General features: G+C 70.7%; 9 protein-coding genes. 2 read left to right on the top strand and 7 right to left on the bottom strand.

Annotation, left to right across the window (positions count from 1 at the left end; genetic code table 11):
* Window positions 1-137 precede the first annotated feature (137 nt).
* The 3 genes from ACFVTR_RS14850 to ACFVTR_RS14840 all read right to left on the bottom strand — a co-directional run bounded on the left by ACFVTR_RS14850 (window position 138) and on the right by ACFVTR_RS14840 (window position 11,558).
* Window positions 138-9,575 (bottom strand): DUF5979 domain-containing protein, encoded by a 9,438-nt coding sequence (locus ACFVTR_RS14850; protein WP_387038466.1) that lies wholly within the window; start codon window positions 9,573-9,575, stop codon window positions 138-140.
* Between the two features lie 149 nt (window positions 9,576-9,724).
* Complete coding sequence (locus tag ACFVTR_RS14845; RefSeq protein WP_387038464.1) at window positions 9,725-11,011, bottom strand: adenylosuccinate synthase; 1,287 nt, start codon at window positions 11,009-11,011, stop codon at window positions 9,725-9,727.
* 1 nt (window position 11,012) lies between these two features.
* On the bottom strand, window positions 11,013-11,558 hold the full coding sequence (locus ACFVTR_RS14840) for a DUF3151 family protein (protein WP_387038462.1): 546 nt from the start codon (window positions 11,556-11,558) through the stop codon (window positions 11,013-11,015).
* Between the two features lie 126 nt (window positions 11,559-11,684).
* On the opposite strand from ACFVTR_RS14840, the gene argG reads away from it, so the two are divergent.
* Window positions 11,685-13,115, top strand: a complete 1,431-nt coding sequence (gene argG / locus ACFVTR_RS14835) for an argininosuccinate synthase (protein ID WP_387038460.1) — start codon at window positions 11,685-11,687, stop codon at window positions 13,113-13,115.
* A gap of 57 nt (window positions 13,116-13,172) precedes the next feature.
* Here the strand turns inward: argG and ACFVTR_RS14830 are convergent, their stop codons facing one another.
* The 4 genes from ACFVTR_RS14830 to ACFVTR_RS14815 form a co-directional block, all read right to left on the bottom strand.
* Window positions 13,173-13,517: a hypothetical protein gene (locus ACFVTR_RS14830; RefSeq protein ID WP_387038458.1), complete on the bottom strand. Its 345-nt coding sequence runs from the start codon at window positions 13,515-13,517 to the stop codon at window positions 13,173-13,175.
* A 148-nt stretch (window positions 13,518-13,665) separates the two neighbouring features.
* Window positions 13,666-14,034 carry a nuclear transport factor 2 family protein gene (locus ACFVTR_RS14825; protein WP_376943251.1) on the bottom strand — a complete coding sequence of 123 codons (369 nt, stop codon included), beginning with the start codon at window positions 14,032-14,034 and terminating at the stop codon, window positions 13,666-13,668.
* Between the two features lie 92 nt (window positions 14,035-14,126).
* A complete protein-coding gene (locus ACFVTR_RS14820; RefSeq protein WP_387038456.1) occupies window positions 14,127-15,131 on the bottom strand; it encodes a magnesium and cobalt transport protein CorA in 1,005 nt (334 codons plus the stop codon).
* 4 nt (window positions 15,132-15,135) lie between these two features.
* Window positions 15,136-15,768, bottom strand: a complete 633-nt coding sequence (locus ACFVTR_RS14815) for an MSMEG_1061 family FMN-dependent PPOX-type flavoprotein (RefSeq protein ID WP_387038455.1) — start codon at window positions 15,766-15,768, stop codon at window positions 15,136-15,138.
* A gap of 233 nt (window positions 15,769-16,001) precedes the next feature.
* Here ACFVTR_RS14815 and ACFVTR_RS14810 point away from each other — a divergent pair, with 233 nt between their 5' ends.
* Entirely contained in the window at window positions 16,002-17,093 is a 1,092-nt protein-coding gene (locus ACFVTR_RS14810) for a polyprenyl synthetase family protein (protein ID WP_387038453.1), read from the top strand.
* Window positions 17,094-17,145 lie beyond the last annotated feature (52 nt).

Below are 17,145 nucleotides of genomic sequence, written 5' to 3'. Positions count from 1 at the left end.
TTTTTAACCCACCCCCCGCGGGGGGGCGCCGGCCCCCCCCCCCCCCCCCCCCCCGGGGGGGGGGCCGGCGGCCCCCCCCCCCCCCCCCGGGGGGGGGGGGGGGGGGGGCCCCCCCCCCCCCCCCCCCCCGACCGCACTCAGGCCTCCCGCCGCCGGCGGCGCACGAGCACGAGGGCGATGACCGCGAGCCCGCCACCGACCAGCAGCAGCGCCAGCGTGAGTCGCGTGGCGAGCGCCTCGCCGTCGACGCCCGTCGAGGCGATCGGCGGGTCGAAGCGGTTGTCGACGGTGATCGTCACGACGGCGTCGCCGCCGACGACCACCGGGTTCGCCTCGGTCGCGCTCACCGTCACCGCGACGGCACCGCCGGCCTCGGTCTCCTCAGCCCAGCACTCCGCGCCGATCGGCAGGTCGTCGAACGCCTTCGTCTCGCCCGCGGTGATCGCGACGGTCTCGTCGAGGGCGATGAACTGCTCGTTCCCGCCACGGTCGAACACGCACGTGAGCTCGATCTCGAAGGTCTTCCCGTCGGCCTGGTCGACCGCACCCGACACCGTCTTCTCGAGCTCGAGCGAACCCGACTCGAAGGTGTTGGTCGCCGTCAGCGTGAGTCGCTGGGCTGTGCTCGACTCGACGACGATCGCCGCGTCGTCGTACGAGCCGAAGTCGACGCTCGACGCGGTCGCGCCGCCGTCGTCGGTCTCGACGCCGAAGCAGTGGGTGCCGAGCGGCAGCTGCACCGGATTGCCCTCTGCATCGACGATCTCGACCGTCTCGCCACCCATGATCTCGACCGGTGCGTCGTAGAGCGTCACGATCGCGCCGTCGACCTCGAGCTGGCAGGTGACCTGCACCGTGTACACCTCGTCGACGACCCACTCGGCGTCGGCGGCATCCCCGTCGACCTCCTTCGTGAGCTCGACCGTGCCGAGCGAGAACTCGTTCACGAAGCCGGCGGTGACGATCGTCTCGATGCCCGCCTCCGACTGGTCGGCGATCGTGACCGTCACCGGTGCCGCAGGTTCGTCGGCGTCGCCGGAGTCCGTCTCGGTGACGACGCACTCGGCGTCGACCGGGATGCCGGTGATCGTCTCGCTCGTGAACGGCCCGTCGCCGCCGTCGCTCTCGATGACGAGTTCCTGGTCCACGACCGTCTCGCCCTCGTAGGTGCAGACGACCTGGAAGGTGAACTCGCCCTCCGAGAAGGCAGGAGCGCCGGGGCCGGCGACGTGCTTCAGCACGTTGAGCCCACCGGTGCGGAAGTCGTTCACGATGTCGACCACGACGGGTTCGTCCGTCTCGTCATCGCCGACGACCAGGAATCGCGGTGTCACCGTCGATTCCGTCGCCCCTCCGTCGTCGACCTCGGTCACCATGCAGGTGGCGTTCGTCGGGAGGTTCGGCACGAGCCACACATCGCCGGGGGCGTCCTTCGTGAGGGTATGGGTGTCGTCGTAGACGACGAACTGGGTGGTGCCGGGCAGTACACAGAGCAGCCGCACCTCGAAGTCGCCGAAGGTGCCACCCCATGCGTCAGCACCGGTACCCGTGACCGACTTCACGATCTCGACCGAACCCACCGTGTAGTGGTTCGTGACGGCGACGACGGTGACCTGCTGGTCGTCGACGTCGGGCTCCAGCGTGAACTCCGCGCTCGTCGTCTCGCCGAGCTCGTCGTCGACGCCGTTCTGCGTGACGACGATCGAGGTCGACGCCGACCCGCGGGTCTCGGTCTCCTCGACCGTGCAGACCGCGCCGGCCGGCAGGCCCGTGAACGTCTTCACCTCGCCGTCTCGGAGCTGGAACTCCTCGTCGAGCACGGTCTCGCCCTCGAAGACGCAGCTCGCTGCGAACCGATAGGGCACGAGCGTCTCGATCGGCTCGCCGTCCTGGTTCACCGCACCGCCGTCGTCGACGTCCTTCGTGACCGAGAAGCCCGCGTCGGGGTAGACGTTCGTCACGGTGATCGTGATGGGCGTCTCATCGCCGTCGACCGTCACCGGGTCGTCGGCGGTCGCGCTGATCCGGATCTCCCAAGCGCCCTGCCCGTCGGGCTCCTCCGCGTAGCACTCGGACCCGATCGGAATGTCGGTGAGCGTCGCCTGCTCGCCGCGCTGCAGTTCGACGGGCTCCTGGTCGTAGCTCACGATCGGGTCGTTGCCGGGGCCGCGGTCGAGCGTGCAGGTCACGAGGATCTCGAAGGTCTTGTCCTCCGCGTACGACGCCGCATCGCCGTCGAGCGCCTTCTCGATCACGAGGTCGGCGAGGTCGAAGGTGTTCGTCGCGGTGATCGCGAGCGCCTGCGCCTCGTCGCCGTCGTCGGCGACCACGATGACCGCGTTGTCGAACGAGTCGAAGTCGACGCTCGACGAGGTCGCCCCGGCGTCGTCGGTCTCGTCGCCCCAGCAGTGCGTGCCGACCGGCAGCAGCAGCGGATCGCCCGTCGCCGGGTCGGTGACCGTGACCGTCTGGCCGCCGGTCACCACGACGTCGCCGTCGAAGAGCGGGGCCCCACCGTCGGTGAGCGAGCAGGTGACGTGCACCGTGTAGCTCGCGTCGACGAAGTCGGGATCCTCGGATGCCTCGCCCGCGAGCTCCTTCGTGACCGAGACGGTCCCCGCCGAGAAGTGGTTGTCGACCTCGGCGGTCACCACCTGGGCGATGCCGTCGGCCTCGTCGGGGATCGTCACGGTGACCGGGTCGGGCAGCGCATCGGCGCCGCCGTCATCGGTCTCGGTGATGATGCACTGGGTACCGACGGGCAGCCCGGTGACCGTCGCGCTCGTGAGCGGGCCGGCGGTGCCGTCGCCCGTGATCGTGAGCGTGCCCTGCCCGACGATCTCGTCGGCGTAGCTGCACACGTAGCTGAACTCGAAGTCGACGCCCTCGCTGAATCCGGCGCCTGCGCCCGACACCGTCTTCGCGATGTCGAAGCCGCCGAGCCGGTAGTCATTCGTCACGGTGACCTCGATCGGATCGCCCTCCTCGCCGGCGACGCCGATCGTCACCGGCTGGGTCGGCGAGATGATCACCTCAGTCGCACCGCCGTCGTCGGGCTCGGTCACGGTGCACTCGGCACCCGTGGGCAGGTTGTCGACCGTCCACGTCTCGCCGTCGGCGATCGTATGCTCGGCGTCGTACACCGGGTTGGTGGTCGCCTCGTCCCAGGTGCAGACCAGCCGCACCTCGAACGAGTCGGCAGCGCCCTCGGCGCCCGAGCCGGTGACGTCCTTCGTGACCGAGATCGAACCCACCGTGTAGTTGTTGACCGCGGCGACGGTCGTCACGTGCTCGTTGTCGACATCGGGCTTGATCTCGAACTCGACGGTGTCGCCCTCGACGGGCTGAGGGTCGCCGGGGGTCTCGTCGACGATGATGGTCGTGTCGGTGGCGCCGCCCGCGTCGGTCTCGACGACCGTGCACTCTGCGCCGACCGGCAGCCCGTCGAAGATCTTCTGGTCGCCGTCCTTGAGGGTGAACGTCCGGTCGGATGCGGGGAGCACCTCTTCGCCGAGGAAGATGCAGCTCGCCGTGAACTCGAACTCGGGGTCGAACTCGATCGGCTCGCCGTCCTGGTCGACCGCTCCGCCGCCGGTGACCTCCTTGATCAGGTAGAAGCCGCCGAGCTCGTAGGTGTTCGTGACGATGACCCGCTCCAGCTCGCCGTCGGCGGGCGCGCCGTGGTGAACGTTCGGGAGGCCCGAGAGATCGCGCTTCGCCTGAATCGGACCCGACTTCGTCGGGTCACCGGCGTCGGCGGGGTCGTACGTGACCGTCGAACCCTGCGACGGCACCTCCTGCACGGTGCAGTCGGAGTAGATCGGCAGGTCCGTGCCGGTGCCGTAGTCGACGACCGTGCCGTCGGCCGGCACGGTCGCGGGCGGAGCGGGCTGGCCGTCGCCGCCGACGAGGGCCACCGGCTCACCGCCGGAGGTGCACTGCACGTCGAAGTCGTACGAGTCGGGCAGCGGATAGGTGTCGGGCCAGTCGGCCGGCAGGTCGACCACCTTCTCGAGCGCGATCTCGCCGGTCGGCACTGCCACGCCCGAGCGCACCGGCTCGACCGGGCCCTGATAGACCTCGGAGCCGTTGTAGTCGGCGCGGGAACCGCCGGCGACCGCGTTCCAAGCGATCGGCAAGCCGCCGTCGACAGCGGCCGGGTTCGAGAGCGGCGTCCGGGTCTGGAAGGTGAGCGCACCGCTCTGGCCGGGGGCGAACGATGCCTCGCCCGGCCAGGTCACGACGACCTTGATCGCCTTCGCCTGAGCGATCTCGGTGAGCGAAGTGCCGGCGTCGAACTCGATCCAGGCGCGCGTGCTCACGTCGGTGAAGCACGGGTCGGTGGTCGGCATCGGTGTGGTCTTCGCGCTCCACTCGATGTCCTTCGCGTTGCAGGCGCGGTCGGGCACCGTCGTCATGTAGGAGGTGGTCATGACCGCACCCCCGGGGTCGCCCGGGAAGACCACGTTTCCGACGAAGATCGGCGACCACTCCGAGCCACGGGAAGTACCGACAGTCACGCCGGTGTCGCCGACGGCCGGCAGCACGTCGATCCCGGCGATCGACTCGATCGGGATGTTGCCGAGATTCTCGAACCCGACGAGCCAGGTCTCGAGTCCGCCCGGGCGCGTGATCGGCACGCAGTTGTTGCGGTAGAAGCCGGCCACCGGGCCGTTGGGCTCGGCGCAGCCGTCGGCCGTGCCGGTGTTGTTCAGCACGCCGAGGTCGTCGTAGTTCGCGTCACCGGGCTGCGCACCAGGCACCCCGGCGCCGGCACCCTTGACCGCCTTGACGATCGCGACCGGGGCGGCCGCGGTCGGGTTCACGGTCGTGTTCGAGGCGCAGTCGTCGACGACGGTCGTGGTCGGGTTCGTCACCGTGCCGAACGACGTCGACTCGCAGGTGTCGAAGGTGCGATCGCTCGTCGCGCTGATCGTGTTCCCGACCGGAGTGCCCGGAGCGAGCCCCGGCCTGAACTGCAGGGCGGCCGAGATGACGAGCACGTCGCCCGGGTTGAAGACGAATCCGTCGGGAACCGTGATGGCGACGACGCCCGTCTGCTCGTCGAGTGCGCCCGAGAATCCGCTCGCGTCGCGCGGAGTGCCGTCGGCCGCGGTCAGGGTGAACGAGAAGGTGGGGTCGACGTTCGGCCGGGCGATGAGCAGCGAGCCGTTCGCGTCGGTCGCGACCTGGTCGGTGAGCTCGAGGCCGGTCATCGGCCACTGCCCGGTGTTCGTGATCGTCATCTTGTAGGGGATGCCCGCCGACGGCGGGAACTGCTGCGAGGCGGCGCCGTCCTGCCCGTTGCCGGGGGTCTTCACGACCTTGATGCCGTTCTGCAGGTGCAGCAGCTGCGTCGTGTCGGAGGCGTCGTCGTCGGCCGACCACGGCGTGCCGCCCTGGCCCTCCCACGAGCCGTCGCCGTGCACGTCGACCGTGTCGGTGGTCGTGCCGGCGACCGTCTCGCCCGGGGCGAGCGGCTGCCCGGGCTGCGTCGAGGGCACGGGCACGGAGTCGATCTCGCCGTCAGGGCCGTAGTGCAGGTTCTCGAGTTGGTTCGCCGTGAACTTCACGATCACGACCGGGTTGATCGGGTTCTCCCAGTTGGATGCCTCGTCGTCGACCCGCACCTCGAAGCGGAGGCCGCGCACATCGGCCGCGGAGACGCCCGCGGGCAGCTCGGGCTGCACATCGGTGCCGGTGGCCTGCTGCCAGTCACCGGTCGTCCAGCAGCCGTCCAGGGTCGCCGAGCCGTTGCAGGTGTAGGAGAGTTCGCCCGTGCCCGCGTCTTCGACGAACTCGACGCCGGTGAGTGCCGAGACCCGCAGCTGGTGCAGGTTCGGCGGCAGCGTCGTCACCGGGAACCCGGCGAACTCGAAGGCGTTCCAGAACGTCGCCGAGGCGTCGGTCATCGTGAGCACGGTCGTGCGCACGTTGCCCGTCGGCTGGCCCTGCAGGGTGATCGTGTAGCCGTCGGCGCTCTCGTCCTCGACGCGCGAGTCGGAGTTCGCGGAGCCGGCGGGGCTCTCGATGCTCTTCTGCGCCTCGACGTCGTACGTGGCGTCGACGAACGTGACGGTGTCGCTCGCCGTGGCGCCGGCGTGGTCGAGCTCGGGATCGCCGCCGGGGCGGGTCACCGCGGAGCCGGCGACGTTCGTGGCGAAGTCGGCGGTCGTCACGGCGGCGCCAGAGGTGCGCTCCGTCGCCCGCAGCTGGTACGTGAGCACGACGGAGCTCGTCTCGGTCGTACGGATCGCGACGTCGTCGGGATCGGTGTGCAGCACCGAGATGCCGATCACGTCGGCGAGGTCGCCGGGGCTGAGCGCGAGCGCCTCGTCGATGGAGATCGGCGGGTCGACCGCGCCGCCCTCACGGGTCAGCGACACCGTCGACTCCGTCGCGTCGGCGGGCACCGAGATCGAGTCGATGGCGACGAGGTTCAGGTACTCGTAGGCGTCAGTCGCCGAGCCCGGTGCCGGGTCGGTGATCTGGAGCGTCTGGACCGAGGCCTCCGTCTCGTTCTTCGCGGTGATCGTCGCGTTCACGAGCGGGTAACTGCCTGCGGGCGTGCCCGCCGGCGGGATCGGGAGCGAGTCCTGGTCGAAGGTCTTCGACACCGAGGTGTTGACCGTCGTGTCGATGATCGTGATGAGGTCGCTGTCGGTCTCGTCGACCGGCTGAGGGCCGTCGCCGACGACCTCGGCCGTGTTCCTCACGACGCCTGCCTGTCCGGAGTTGAAGGTCTCGTCGTGCAGGGTGCCGGTGACCGGCCCGCCGTCGCTGCGCGTGAAGTCGCGCAGCTCGAAGACGAGGTCGAGGTTGCGGCTGTGGTCGTACGAGGCGGCGACGCCCGACCCCACCGCCGGCCCTGCGCCGGTCCCGCGGTGCGAGCCCTCGGCGTAGGTGAGACGAACGGCGCGGGTCGTCTCCCGCTCATCGGTCGTCAGCGTGTAGCCGGGGAACGCGCCGTCGCACGCGGCGGCGGCGGCGCAGGCCTCGGCTGTGACATCCACCCACTGGCCGGTGCCGCCGGCCTCGTCGAACTCGAACAGCTCGACCTTGGAGACGCGGTCGTACTGCATCGACGGGTCGAGGCTCGAGTCGATCGGGGCGATCTCGACGAGGTCCCAGGCGTCGAACGCCGACTGCGCGATCGCCGCGTCGTCGAATCCGGGCGCCGCCGTGGGGTCGTCGGCGATCGCCACCGTGTCGAACGGGAGCCCCTCGGTCGACCAGGAGATGCGCGCGGTGCGCTGGTCCTCGCTGAACGCGAAGAGCGGGTCGGCCGGGTCGACGAGCCAGTTCTTCTCGATCAGGTCGGGCCCGTCGCCGCGGTCGTCGATCGGCCGGAGGTCGATGTCGTCGCTGTCGGTCGCGGTGTTGTCCTCGGGGCTCTGGTCGTTCGGGTTCACGACCTCGGAGCCGGCGGTGTTGCCGACGTTGAGCGGGTCCTCCGCCGACGCCGCATCGGCGACCGATCCCGAGCCGTCGCGGAACTCGTCGCGCGTCTCGACCGTGATCGTGGGCACGACGTGGAATCCCGGCGGCAGCTGCTCGCCGGGCTTCGGCGTGTAGACGAACTGGATGCCCTGGATCATCTCCCGGGTGACGGGCGCGGTCCCGGAGTCGACCGCGAGCACGAGCGTGCCCTCGCCGTCGAGTTGGCCACCCGGCAGCGGCTCCCACGAGTCGCCGTCCCAGTAGTTGATCTGCAGGTCGGCGTTGGCGGGCACGCCGACGACGATCTGGCTGAGGTCGAAGGTGTTCCAGAAGGGTTCGACCGGGTCGCCCGGCTGCGGGTCGGCGGGGTCGCTCACGATGAGCTCGTCGGCGCCGATGGTCGAGGCGTTCGCGCCCTCGTCGTTCACCTTCGCGTCGAAGCTCACGTCGGTCGTGGTGCCGGGCACCGCCCACACCTCGTCCCGGGCGATGTTCTTGGTGATGACCGTCGACACCCGGCCCGGCTGACGGGTGATGTCGGCCGAGTCCTCGTCGTCGCCCGACTTGCCGGTCTGGTCGGTGACCGTCGAGGTGGTCTCGTTCGTGCTCGTGACGTCGGCGTCGTCGACCGGCAGCGCGGTGACGGTGAAGGGCACCTCGGCGCGGGCGTTCGAGATGATCGGCCCGGTGAAGGTCACGATGAACCCGACGACCTCGCCCAGGTCCTGCTGGGTGGGGTCGGGCAGCGTGTTCGGCGTCGTGGTCGAGATCGTCTCGGGGGTGCCGTCGGCGTAGGTGTACGTGACGCTCGCACCGGTGGCGTTCGGGGGCCACACGACCCCGTCGGTGAACCCGGCGAACTCGAGGCCCTGATCGGCGAGGTTCGGTGCACCGGGCGTCGGTTCCTGGATCACCATCTCGGTCACGGGCCGGAAGCCGTTCGCCGCGGTGATGGTCGCGGTCGTCTGCTCGCCGGCGAGCAGGTTCGGCTTCGCGAAGCTCTTCGTCACGTCGACGAAGGGGCCGGTGTTCGAGATCACGACGTCGCCGGGAGCCGTCTTCGGCGTGCTCGGGGTGTCGTTCACGACGACGTTCGACGACGCGGTGTTCGGCACCTCGACCGACTGCTCGGGCGCGATCGTGTTCACGGTGTCGTTCGTCACGGCGCCGATGCCGATCTCGGCGGGCTGGTCGCCCGACGGCGGCAGCTGGTCGCCGGTCGACGACGAGAAGGTGAACCGCATGCCCTTCACGTCCTCGAACGGCACGCCGTCGGGGATCGTCGACGGATCCGCCGGAATCGGCCCGGGTCCGTAGGCGACCTGCCAGACGCCGTTCTCGTCGAGCCACTCGATCTGCACCTGGTCGGCGCCGGCGGGCGGCGTGATCGAGGTGATGCCGGTGTAGTCGAAGTAGCCGTCGAAGGGGCTCGCGACGCCGTCGGCCGGGTCCTGCACCACGATCTCGTCGACCGAGCGGTTCGAGGCGTTGCCGCCGCCGATCGTGTAGTCGACGGGCTGGCCCGGCAGTGCGGGCACGCCCGGGGCGGTGTCGTCCTGGTGGTCGTCGACCGACTTCGACACGGTCGAGTCGAGGATCTCGGGCACCTCGATCGTGATCGTCGACGAGGCATCCTTCGGCAGCGCATTGTCGCCGGTGGCGTTGACCGTGTTGACGATGTCCTGGTCGTTGACGTCGGCGCTGATGTCCTGCGGAACCGTGACGAACACGGTGACGGTGGCCTTCGACCCGGCCGGCTGGCCCGTACCCGCTGAACCCGTGCTCGTGAAGTCGACGGTGAAGTCCGTGCCGTCGACGGCGACCGAGCTGGTTCCGCCGCCGAGCACGACGACCGGCGGGTTCACCGTCGGGTCGAAGACGAGCGGCGCCGGCAGGGCGTCGGTGAGCTCGGCGTTCACACAGGTGTCGACGAGGTTGCTGTTGCAGGTCAGCTCGATCGTGTAGCTGAACTGGTCGCCGGGGGCGTACGGCGAGTTGTTCGGGTCGACCGTCTTCGTGAGGATGAACTCGGCATCGTCCGGGGCGGCGAATGCCGGCCCGGCGAGGGGCGCGGAGACCCCGATCGCGAGTACTGCGGCGACGATTCCTGCGAAGATCCGGCGAACGATCGGCATCCAACTCCCCCTACCCCGACGACCACCCCAGTCGCCTCGGGTGCGTACCGGAGCACGCACCCGACTTCGACACTATCCGCGGGAGCCGTCGCGTCGGAAGAGGCGGGGCGGCGCGGAGGGCGCGCGGGGAGGGCGGCGAGCCGCCCGGATCAGCCGAGGAGGTCGTGGAGCTGCACGATCTCGTCGCGGCCCGGGCCGACGCCGATCGCGGAGATGCGCGAACCGCTCATCGCCTCGAGCTCGCGCACGTAGGCCTGCGCGTTGGCGGGCAGGTCGGCGAACTCGCGAGCGCCCGAGATGTCCTCGGTCCAGCCGGGGAACTCCTCGTAGATCGGCTTCGCGTGGTGGAAGTCGGACTGCGACACGGGGATCTCGTCGAAGCGCTGGCCGTCGACGTCGTACGCGACCGCGACGGGGATCTTCTCGATGCCGGTGAGCACGTCGAGCTTCGTGAGCACGAAGTCGGTGACGCCGTTGATGCGCGCCGCGTAGCGGGCGATCGGCGCGTCGTACCAGCCGGTGCGGCGCTTGCGGCCGGTGGTGGTGCCGAACTCGTGGCCCTGCTCGGTGAGGAAGTCGCCCCACTCGTCGAACAGCTCGGTCGGGAACGGACCCGCGCCGACGCGCGTCGTGTACGCCTTGACGACGGCGATGACCCGGTCGATCTTGTTGGGGGCGATGCCCGAGCCGGTCACGGCCCCGCCGCTCGTCGCGTTCGACGAGGTCACGAACGGGTAGGTGCCGTGGTCGACGTCGAGCATCGTGGCCTGTCCGCCCTCGAAGAGCACGGTCTCGCCGCGTTCGATCGCCTGGTGCAGCAGCAGCGAGGTGTCGGTCACCATGGGCCGCAGCCGCTCGACGTAGCCGAGCAGCTCGTCGACGACCTCGTCGACGCCGATCGCGCGACGGTTGTACACCTTCACGAGGAGATGGTTCTTCTGGTCGAGGGCGCCCTCGACCTTCTGCCGCAGGATGTTCTCGTCGAAGAGGTCCTGCATGCGGATGCCGACGCGGTTGATCTTGTCGGCGTAGGACGGGCCGATGCCGCGCCCGGTGGTGCCGATCTGGCGCTTGCCGAGGAAGCGCTCGGTCACCTTGTCGAGGGTGCGGTGGTACTGCGTGATGAGGTGGGCGTTCGCCGACACCTTGAGCTTCGAGACGTCGACGCCGCGGGCCTCGAGGCCTTCGAGCTCTTCGAAGAGCACCTCGATGTCGACCACGACGCCGTTCGCGATCACGGGCGTGACCCCGGGCGTCAGGATGCCGGACGGCAGCAGGTGCAGCGCGTACTTCTCGTCGCCGACGACCACGGTGTGACCCGCGTTGTTGCCGCCGTTGAACTTGACGACGTAGTCGAGGCGCGAGCCGAGCAGGTCGGTCGCCTTGCCCTTGCCCTCGTCGCCCCACTGTGCACCGATGAGTACGGCCGCGGGCATGTCAGTCCTCTCCTGTCGCGCCCTGCGCGACGGGTTCTTCGATCGGGTCTGCGGTGGGCGCGGCGGCCTCGGCCGTCGGCGCGAACAGTGCGGCCGCCGAGACGACGGGCATCAGCTGCGTGGGTGTGAACTCGCTCGCGATGCGGGCGGGCGCCTCGGCGTCGGCGCTCGCGAGCTCGTCGGCGAGGCGGTCGGCGCGCTCGTCGAGGCCGAGGCCGCCGGCGGCACGGCGCTGCGTGTCGAGGGCGCGGAGGTACGCGCGGTTGGGCTCGTCGGCCCAGGGCACGGCGGTGCCCGGCTCCCAGCCGGAGGCGGTCAGCTGCTCGCGGGCGAGCTCGGCGGCGACGGAGGCGTAGGCGTACGCCTCGATGGCGCGCCCCTCCGAGTCGGCGAGGTCGGCGAGTTCGGTCCAGGCGAGGGGCGACGACGGATGCTCCGCGACGACCGCCGCGACGGAGGCGCGATCGGCCTCGGCCAGCGCCTGGCGAACCTCTGGTTCGTCGGCCAGCGACGCCTCGGGCCCGGAGGCTGATTCTTCTGGAGTCACACTCCACCTTATCGCGGGGCGTGTTTCGGGCCGGTGAAGCGGGGCTTCCCGCCGGGCAGGGCAGCGGGAACGGCGGGGGAAGTGCGGCCGACGCGCACCGCGGTGAGCGCCGGTAGGCTGGAGTGCATGTCGAAAGTCCTCTCCAGCCTGCCCGTCGGCGAACGCGTCGGCATCGCCTTCTCCGGCGGCCTCGACACCTCCGTCGCGGTCGCGTGGATGCGCGAGAAGGGCGCGGTGCCCTGCACCTACACGGCCGACCTCGGCCAGCCCGACGAGCCCGACGTCGAGGCGGTGCCCGGGCGCGCACTCGAGTACGGCGCCGAGCTCTCGCGACTCGTCGACTGCCGGGCCGCGCTCGTCGAAGAGGGCCTCGTCGCACTGCAGTGCGGCGCCTTCCACATCCGCTCGGGCGGCAAGGCCTACTTCAACACGACACCGCTCGGCCGGGCCGTCACGGGCACGCTGCTCGTGCGCGCCATGCTCGAAGACGGCGTCGACATCTGGGGTGACGGCTCAACCTACAAGGGCAACGACATCGAGCGGTTCTACCGCTACGGCCTCATGGCCAACCCGCGCCTGCGCATCTACAAGCCGTGGCTCGACGCCGAGTTCGTCACCGAGCTCGGCGGTCGCGCCGAGATGAGCGAGTGGCTGCAGCAGCGCGACCTCCCGTATCGCGCCTCCGCCGAGAAGGCCTACTCGACCGACGCGAACATCTGGGGCGCGACGCACGAGGCCAAGGTGCTCGAGGAGCTCGACGCCGGCATCACCACCGTCGAACCCATCATGGGCGTCAAGTTCTGGGACGAGTCGGTCGAGATCCCCACCGAAGACGTCACCGTCACGTTCGAGCAGGGCCGCCCCGTCGCCCTCAACGGCGTGCGCTTCGACGACGCCGTCGCGCTCGTGCTCGAGGCGAACGCCATCGGCGGCCGCCACGGGCTCGGCATGAGCGACCAGATCGAGAACCGCATCATCGAGGCGAAGTCGCGCGGCATCTACGAGGCACCGGGCATGGCGCTGCTGCACATCGCCTACGAACGCCTCGTCAACGCGATCCACAACGAAGACACCATCGCGAACTACCACAACGAGGGCCGCCGCCTCGGTCGGCTCATGTACGAGGGCCGGTGGCTCGACCCGCAGTCGCTCATGCTGCGCGAGTCGATCGTGCGCTGGGTCGCCTCGGCCGTCACGGGCGAGGTCACGCTGCGTCTGCGCCGCGGCGACGACTACACGATCATGAACACGACCGGCCCGGCGCTCAGCTACCAGCCCGAGAAGCTCTCGATGGAGCGGGTCGGCGACCAGGCGTTCGGCCCCGAAGACCGCATCGGGCAGCTCACGATGCGCAACCTCGACATCGCCGACTCGCGCGCCCGCCTCGAGCAGTACGCCCACCTCAACCTGGTCGGAGGCGCGACGGCGGCGCTCGTCGGCGACCTCGCGGCGGGCGGCGGTGCGGCCGAGATCCTCGCGGGTCCGGCCGAGACCGAGCTCGAAGCGGCGACCGACGCCGCGAACGAGGCCTCGGCGTTCGACCTCGGCACCGACTGAGCAGCACCGAAGACCGCACGACGGCCGGCCGGGTCATCCCGGCCGGCCGTCGTCGTCTCACTGCGGCGGGCCTTCGTCCTCGACGCAGCCGTTCTCGGCGAAGTCGGGATCGCCGCGACCCTCGAACCAGGTGGGCGTGCCGTGGTCGTCGTACCAGAAGCCCGGGTACACGTCCTCTCGGTCCTGGTGCTTGGCGTGCGCCTTCACGACCGCGAGCTTGTCGGTCTCGATGTAGACGTACGGGTTCTTCGCGCTGTGCGTGGCGTGGCAGTACGGCACGCGGTGGTCGCCGCCGACCGGCGCGCTCGCGTTCGCCGCAACGCCGGCACCGAGCACGCTCACGGCGAGGAACGGCAGGGCGGCTGCACCGGCGACGAGCCGGCGCGAGAGTGCAGTTGACATGATGAGTCTCCCCTCGGACCCGATACGGGCCCCAGCCAACACCGGCCCGGCCCGAGCGGCAATCCCGAGAACGGGGTACACCGACCCCGTGGCATCCGCGGTTCGCTGCCTCGACGCCCCGCACGCCGACCCCGGAACGGGGGACGACTCAGGCGGGGGTCTGCTGGTGGGCGGCGACGTGCCAGGCGCCGTCGTCGTAGAGGTAGGTGGTCGACATGCGGAGGTTCACCGTGTCGTCGCCGCGGCGGGCGACCGCCCGGTAGACGACGACGCCGGCGCGGTCGCCGAGGCGGATGACGGCCGGCTCGTGCAGCTCGTACCCGTCCCACGGGGGTGCGCTGCGGAACGCCGCGAGGATCTCGTCGCGGCCGAGCACCGCGCCCTCGACGACCATGAGCGCGTCGCGCGTCATCGCACGCTGGTAGTGCTCGCCTCCGCGCCCCTCGACGATCGCACGCCATCCGGCGTGCTCCTCGTGCAGCAGACGGGCGGGCAGATCGTCGGTGATCTCGGTCATGTCCCAACGCTAACCGCGATCGGATGCCTCGGGAAGGGCCGCGTGCGAACCGTCTTCCCCGACTCGGGGACGAACCCGGGACATCCGCCCGATCACAGCCAGTGCTTCGACTTGAAGATGAGGTACAGGATGAAGCCGGAGACGAACATGAGCAGGATGGCGAACGGGTAGCCCGCGCTCCAGCCGAGTTCGGGCATGTTGTGGAAGTTCATGCCGTAGATGCCCGCGACGAGCGACGGCGCGAAGAAGATCGCCGCCCAGCTCGAGATCTTCTTGGTCTGCTCGCTCTGCGCGATGCTCGCCTCGTTCTGGCGCTGCGCGACGAGCGTCGCGTGCACGCTGAGCGCGTTCTGCAGGGTCTGCCGGTACTCCTCGGCGCGCTCGGTAATGCGGATGACGTGGTCGAGCACGTCGCGGAATCCGCGCCGGAGTTCGAGCTCGGGGTCGCCCGCGTCGTCGTGCAGTTCGTCGCGGATCGTCTCGACCATCTCGCGCAGCGGCTTCACCGCACGCTGGAACTCCATCACCTCGCCCGAGAGGTCGTAGATGCGCTTCGCGACCGCGGCGTCGCCGCTGAAGAGCTGCTCCTCGATCTCGTCGATGTCGTTCTCGAGCCCGGCGACGACGGGCGCGTACTCGTCGACGATCTGGTCGACGACGGCGTAGAGCACGCCGACCGGGCCGCGGGCGAGCAGTTCGGGTTCCGCCTCCAGCCGGGCGCGGACCCGCCCGAGGTCGGGCTTCTCCGCGTGGCGGATCGCGACCACGAAGTCGCCGCCGACGAACAGGTGCACCTCGCCGAACTCGACCCGCTCCTCGGCGTCGAGGTACCGGGCGGGGCGCAGCACCACGAAGCGGGTGTCGCCGTAGCGCTCGAGCTTCGCACGCTGATGCCCGCTGAGCGCGTCCTCGACGGCGAGCTCGTGCAGGCCGAACTCCTCGGCGACGACGCCGAGCTCGGCCGGGTCGGGCCGGTACAGGCCGATCCAGGCGAATCCGCCCGCGTGCTGCTCGAGCGCCTCGAAGGTGTCTGCGAGCACGGCGGGCGAGGCGGCCCGCCTGCCGCCGACGTAGATCGCGTTGTCGATGACCGTCACGGGCTCAACCGTAGATGTTCTCGGCGTAGCTCGGCCCGTAGTGCGCGTCGAGCGCCTCGAGCGAGTCGCCCTGCCGCTCGACGGCTTTCGAGATGACGGCGCGGCGGGGCGCGGCGTCGGGGGCCCACGTCTCGGGCTGCCAGGCCTGCGCCCGCAGGAACGCCTTCGAGCAGTGGAAGAAGACCTCGTCGATGTCGACCACGATCGCGAGCAGGGGCCGATTGCCGCGCACGATCCGGTCGTCGAAGAACGGCGCGTCGCGCACGATCGTCGCGCGTCCGTTGATGCGCAGGGTGTCGCCGCGGCCCGGGATCGTGAAGAGCAGCCCGACATGCGGGTTGCCGAGCAGGTTGTGGAACCCGTCGACCCGCCGGTTGCCCGCCCGCTCGGGAATCGCGATCGTGCGCTCGTCGAGCACGACGGCGAAGCCCGCCGGGTCGCCCTTGGGCGAGACGTCGAGGTTGCCCTCCGCATCGCTCGTCGCCACGAAGGCGAGCGGCGCGGCGGCGAGCCACGCGATGTCGACCTCGTGCAGGCGGTCGCGCGTCTTGTTCGCGGCGGTCGGCAGGGGCGCGCCGACGATCGACTCGAGCTCGGCTGCGGAGGTGACGGGGATGCCGCGGGCAGGATCGGTCATGTCGCCACGCTACCCGGCCGACCTTCGACACGCCCGTGTCTCGCGTTGCAGCTTTTGTATGTTATACGCGCAAATGTCGCCCATTGACACCACGACTTTCGACGAAGTAGCGTGCATTCCACGGTCGACTTCGACGAATCCGGGCCGCTTTCGCAGTTCGGATCCGCGATGTTCCGCCCCTGCTCCGACGTGCGTCGGCGCCCGCAACCAGGTCGACGACGACGGAGGTCAGCATGTTCACTGCGCCGACCACCGCTGCCCTGGTGCCGCTCGGCGCACGCGTCGAGCGGCTGCTCGGCGATCCGTCGACGCTCACCTCGGGCGTCTGGGCCGAAGTGGGTGCGCGGCTCGGCGCCGCCGGCCCCGAAGCGGCCGAACTGATCGCCGCCGCCGGAGCCGCCGACGGCGGCAAGCACCTGCGTCCGCGGATCGTGGCGGCGTCGTACCTCGCCCACGGCGGCGACGAGCCCGCGCTGCTGCGTCGGGTGGCCGGAGCCCAGCAGCTCGTGCACCTCGCGCTCTGCATCCACGACGACCTCATCGACGGCGACGTCGTGCGGCACGGCCGGCCCAACGTCGTCGGCCGCACCGCAACCGCAGCGCGCACCCGGGGCCTCGGCGGCACCGAAGCGGCGCGGCTCGCCGAGGCATCCGGTCTGCTCGCGGGCGACCTCGCGCTCAGCGCGGCGCTGATGGCGCTCGTCACGGCTCCCGCACCCGACGCCGTCCGCGTCCGCCTCGCCGCGGCCGCGCTGGCCGCGATCGAGTGGGCCATCGCCGGCGAGCTCCTCGACGTGCGCGGCGAGACCCTTCCCCCCGAGCACAGCACCCCCCTCCGCGTCGCCGCCCTCAAGACCGCCTCGTACAGCGTCACCCTCCCGCTCCTGCTCGGCGCGATCGCCGCCGGCGCCGACGACGAGGCGACCGCCGGAGCGATCGACGAGGTCGGCACCGCCCTCGGCATCGCCTACCAGCTCGGCGACGACGACCTCGGCCTGTTCGGCGATCCGGCGACGACCGGCAAGTCGGCGCTGTCCGACCTGCGCGACGGCAAGCGCACCGAGCACATCCGGCTCGCGCTCGAGCGGGCCGACGACGCCGACCGCGCCCGCATCGCCCAGACGCTCGGCTCCCCCGACGCCACCGACGCCGATGCGCGGCGCGTCCGCGAGATCGTCACCGCGACGGGCGCGCGCGCCGCGGTGCACGAGCTCATCGAGGCCCACCTCGAGCGCGGCCTCGATGCCGCGCGCACCGGGCTGCCCGCGGAGCTCGCCGACCACCTCGACGAGCTCGCGCTCGCACTCCGACACCGCACCCGCTGACCGACCGCCGACCGCGGGCACCCGCCCGCCGAGACCCCGACCGAAGGAGACC

Source organism: Agromyces sp. NPDC058126 (assembly GCF_042884595.1).
Classification (GTDB): domain Bacteria; phylum Actinomycetota; class Actinomycetes; order Actinomycetales; family Microbacteriaceae; genus Agromyces.
This window is presented reverse-complemented; position numbering and strand designations above follow the sequence as displayed.

Excerpts from the sequence above, each read along its gene's own strand:
- ACFVTR_RS14850 (WP_387038466.1), bottom strand. The coding sequence starts at position 9,575 with ATGCCGATCGTTCGCCGGATCTTCGCAGGAATCGTCGCCGCAGTACTC.
- ACFVTR_RS14845 (WP_387038464.1), bottom strand. The coding sequence starts at position 11,011 with ATGCCCGCGGCCGTACTCATCGGTGCACAGTGGGGCGACGAGGGCAAG.
- argG (WP_387038460.1), top strand. The coding sequence starts at position 11,685 with ATGTCGAAAGTCCTCTCCAGCCTGCCCGTCGGCGAACGCGTCGGCATC.
- ACFVTR_RS14830 (WP_387038458.1), bottom strand. The coding sequence starts at position 13,517 with ATGTCAACTGCACTCTCGCGCCGGCTCGTCGCCGGTGCAGCCGCCCTG.
- ACFVTR_RS14825 (WP_376943251.1), bottom strand. The coding sequence starts at position 14,034 with ATGACCGAGATCACCGACGATCTGCCCGCCCGTCTGCTGCACGAGGAG.
- ACFVTR_RS14815 (WP_387038455.1), bottom strand. The coding sequence starts at position 15,768 with ATGACCGATCCTGCCCGCGGCATCCCCGTCACCTCCGCAGCCGAGCTC.
- ACFVTR_RS14810 (WP_387038453.1), top strand. The coding sequence starts at position 16,002 with ATGTTCACTGCGCCGACCACCGCTGCCCTGGTGCCGCTCGGCGCACGC.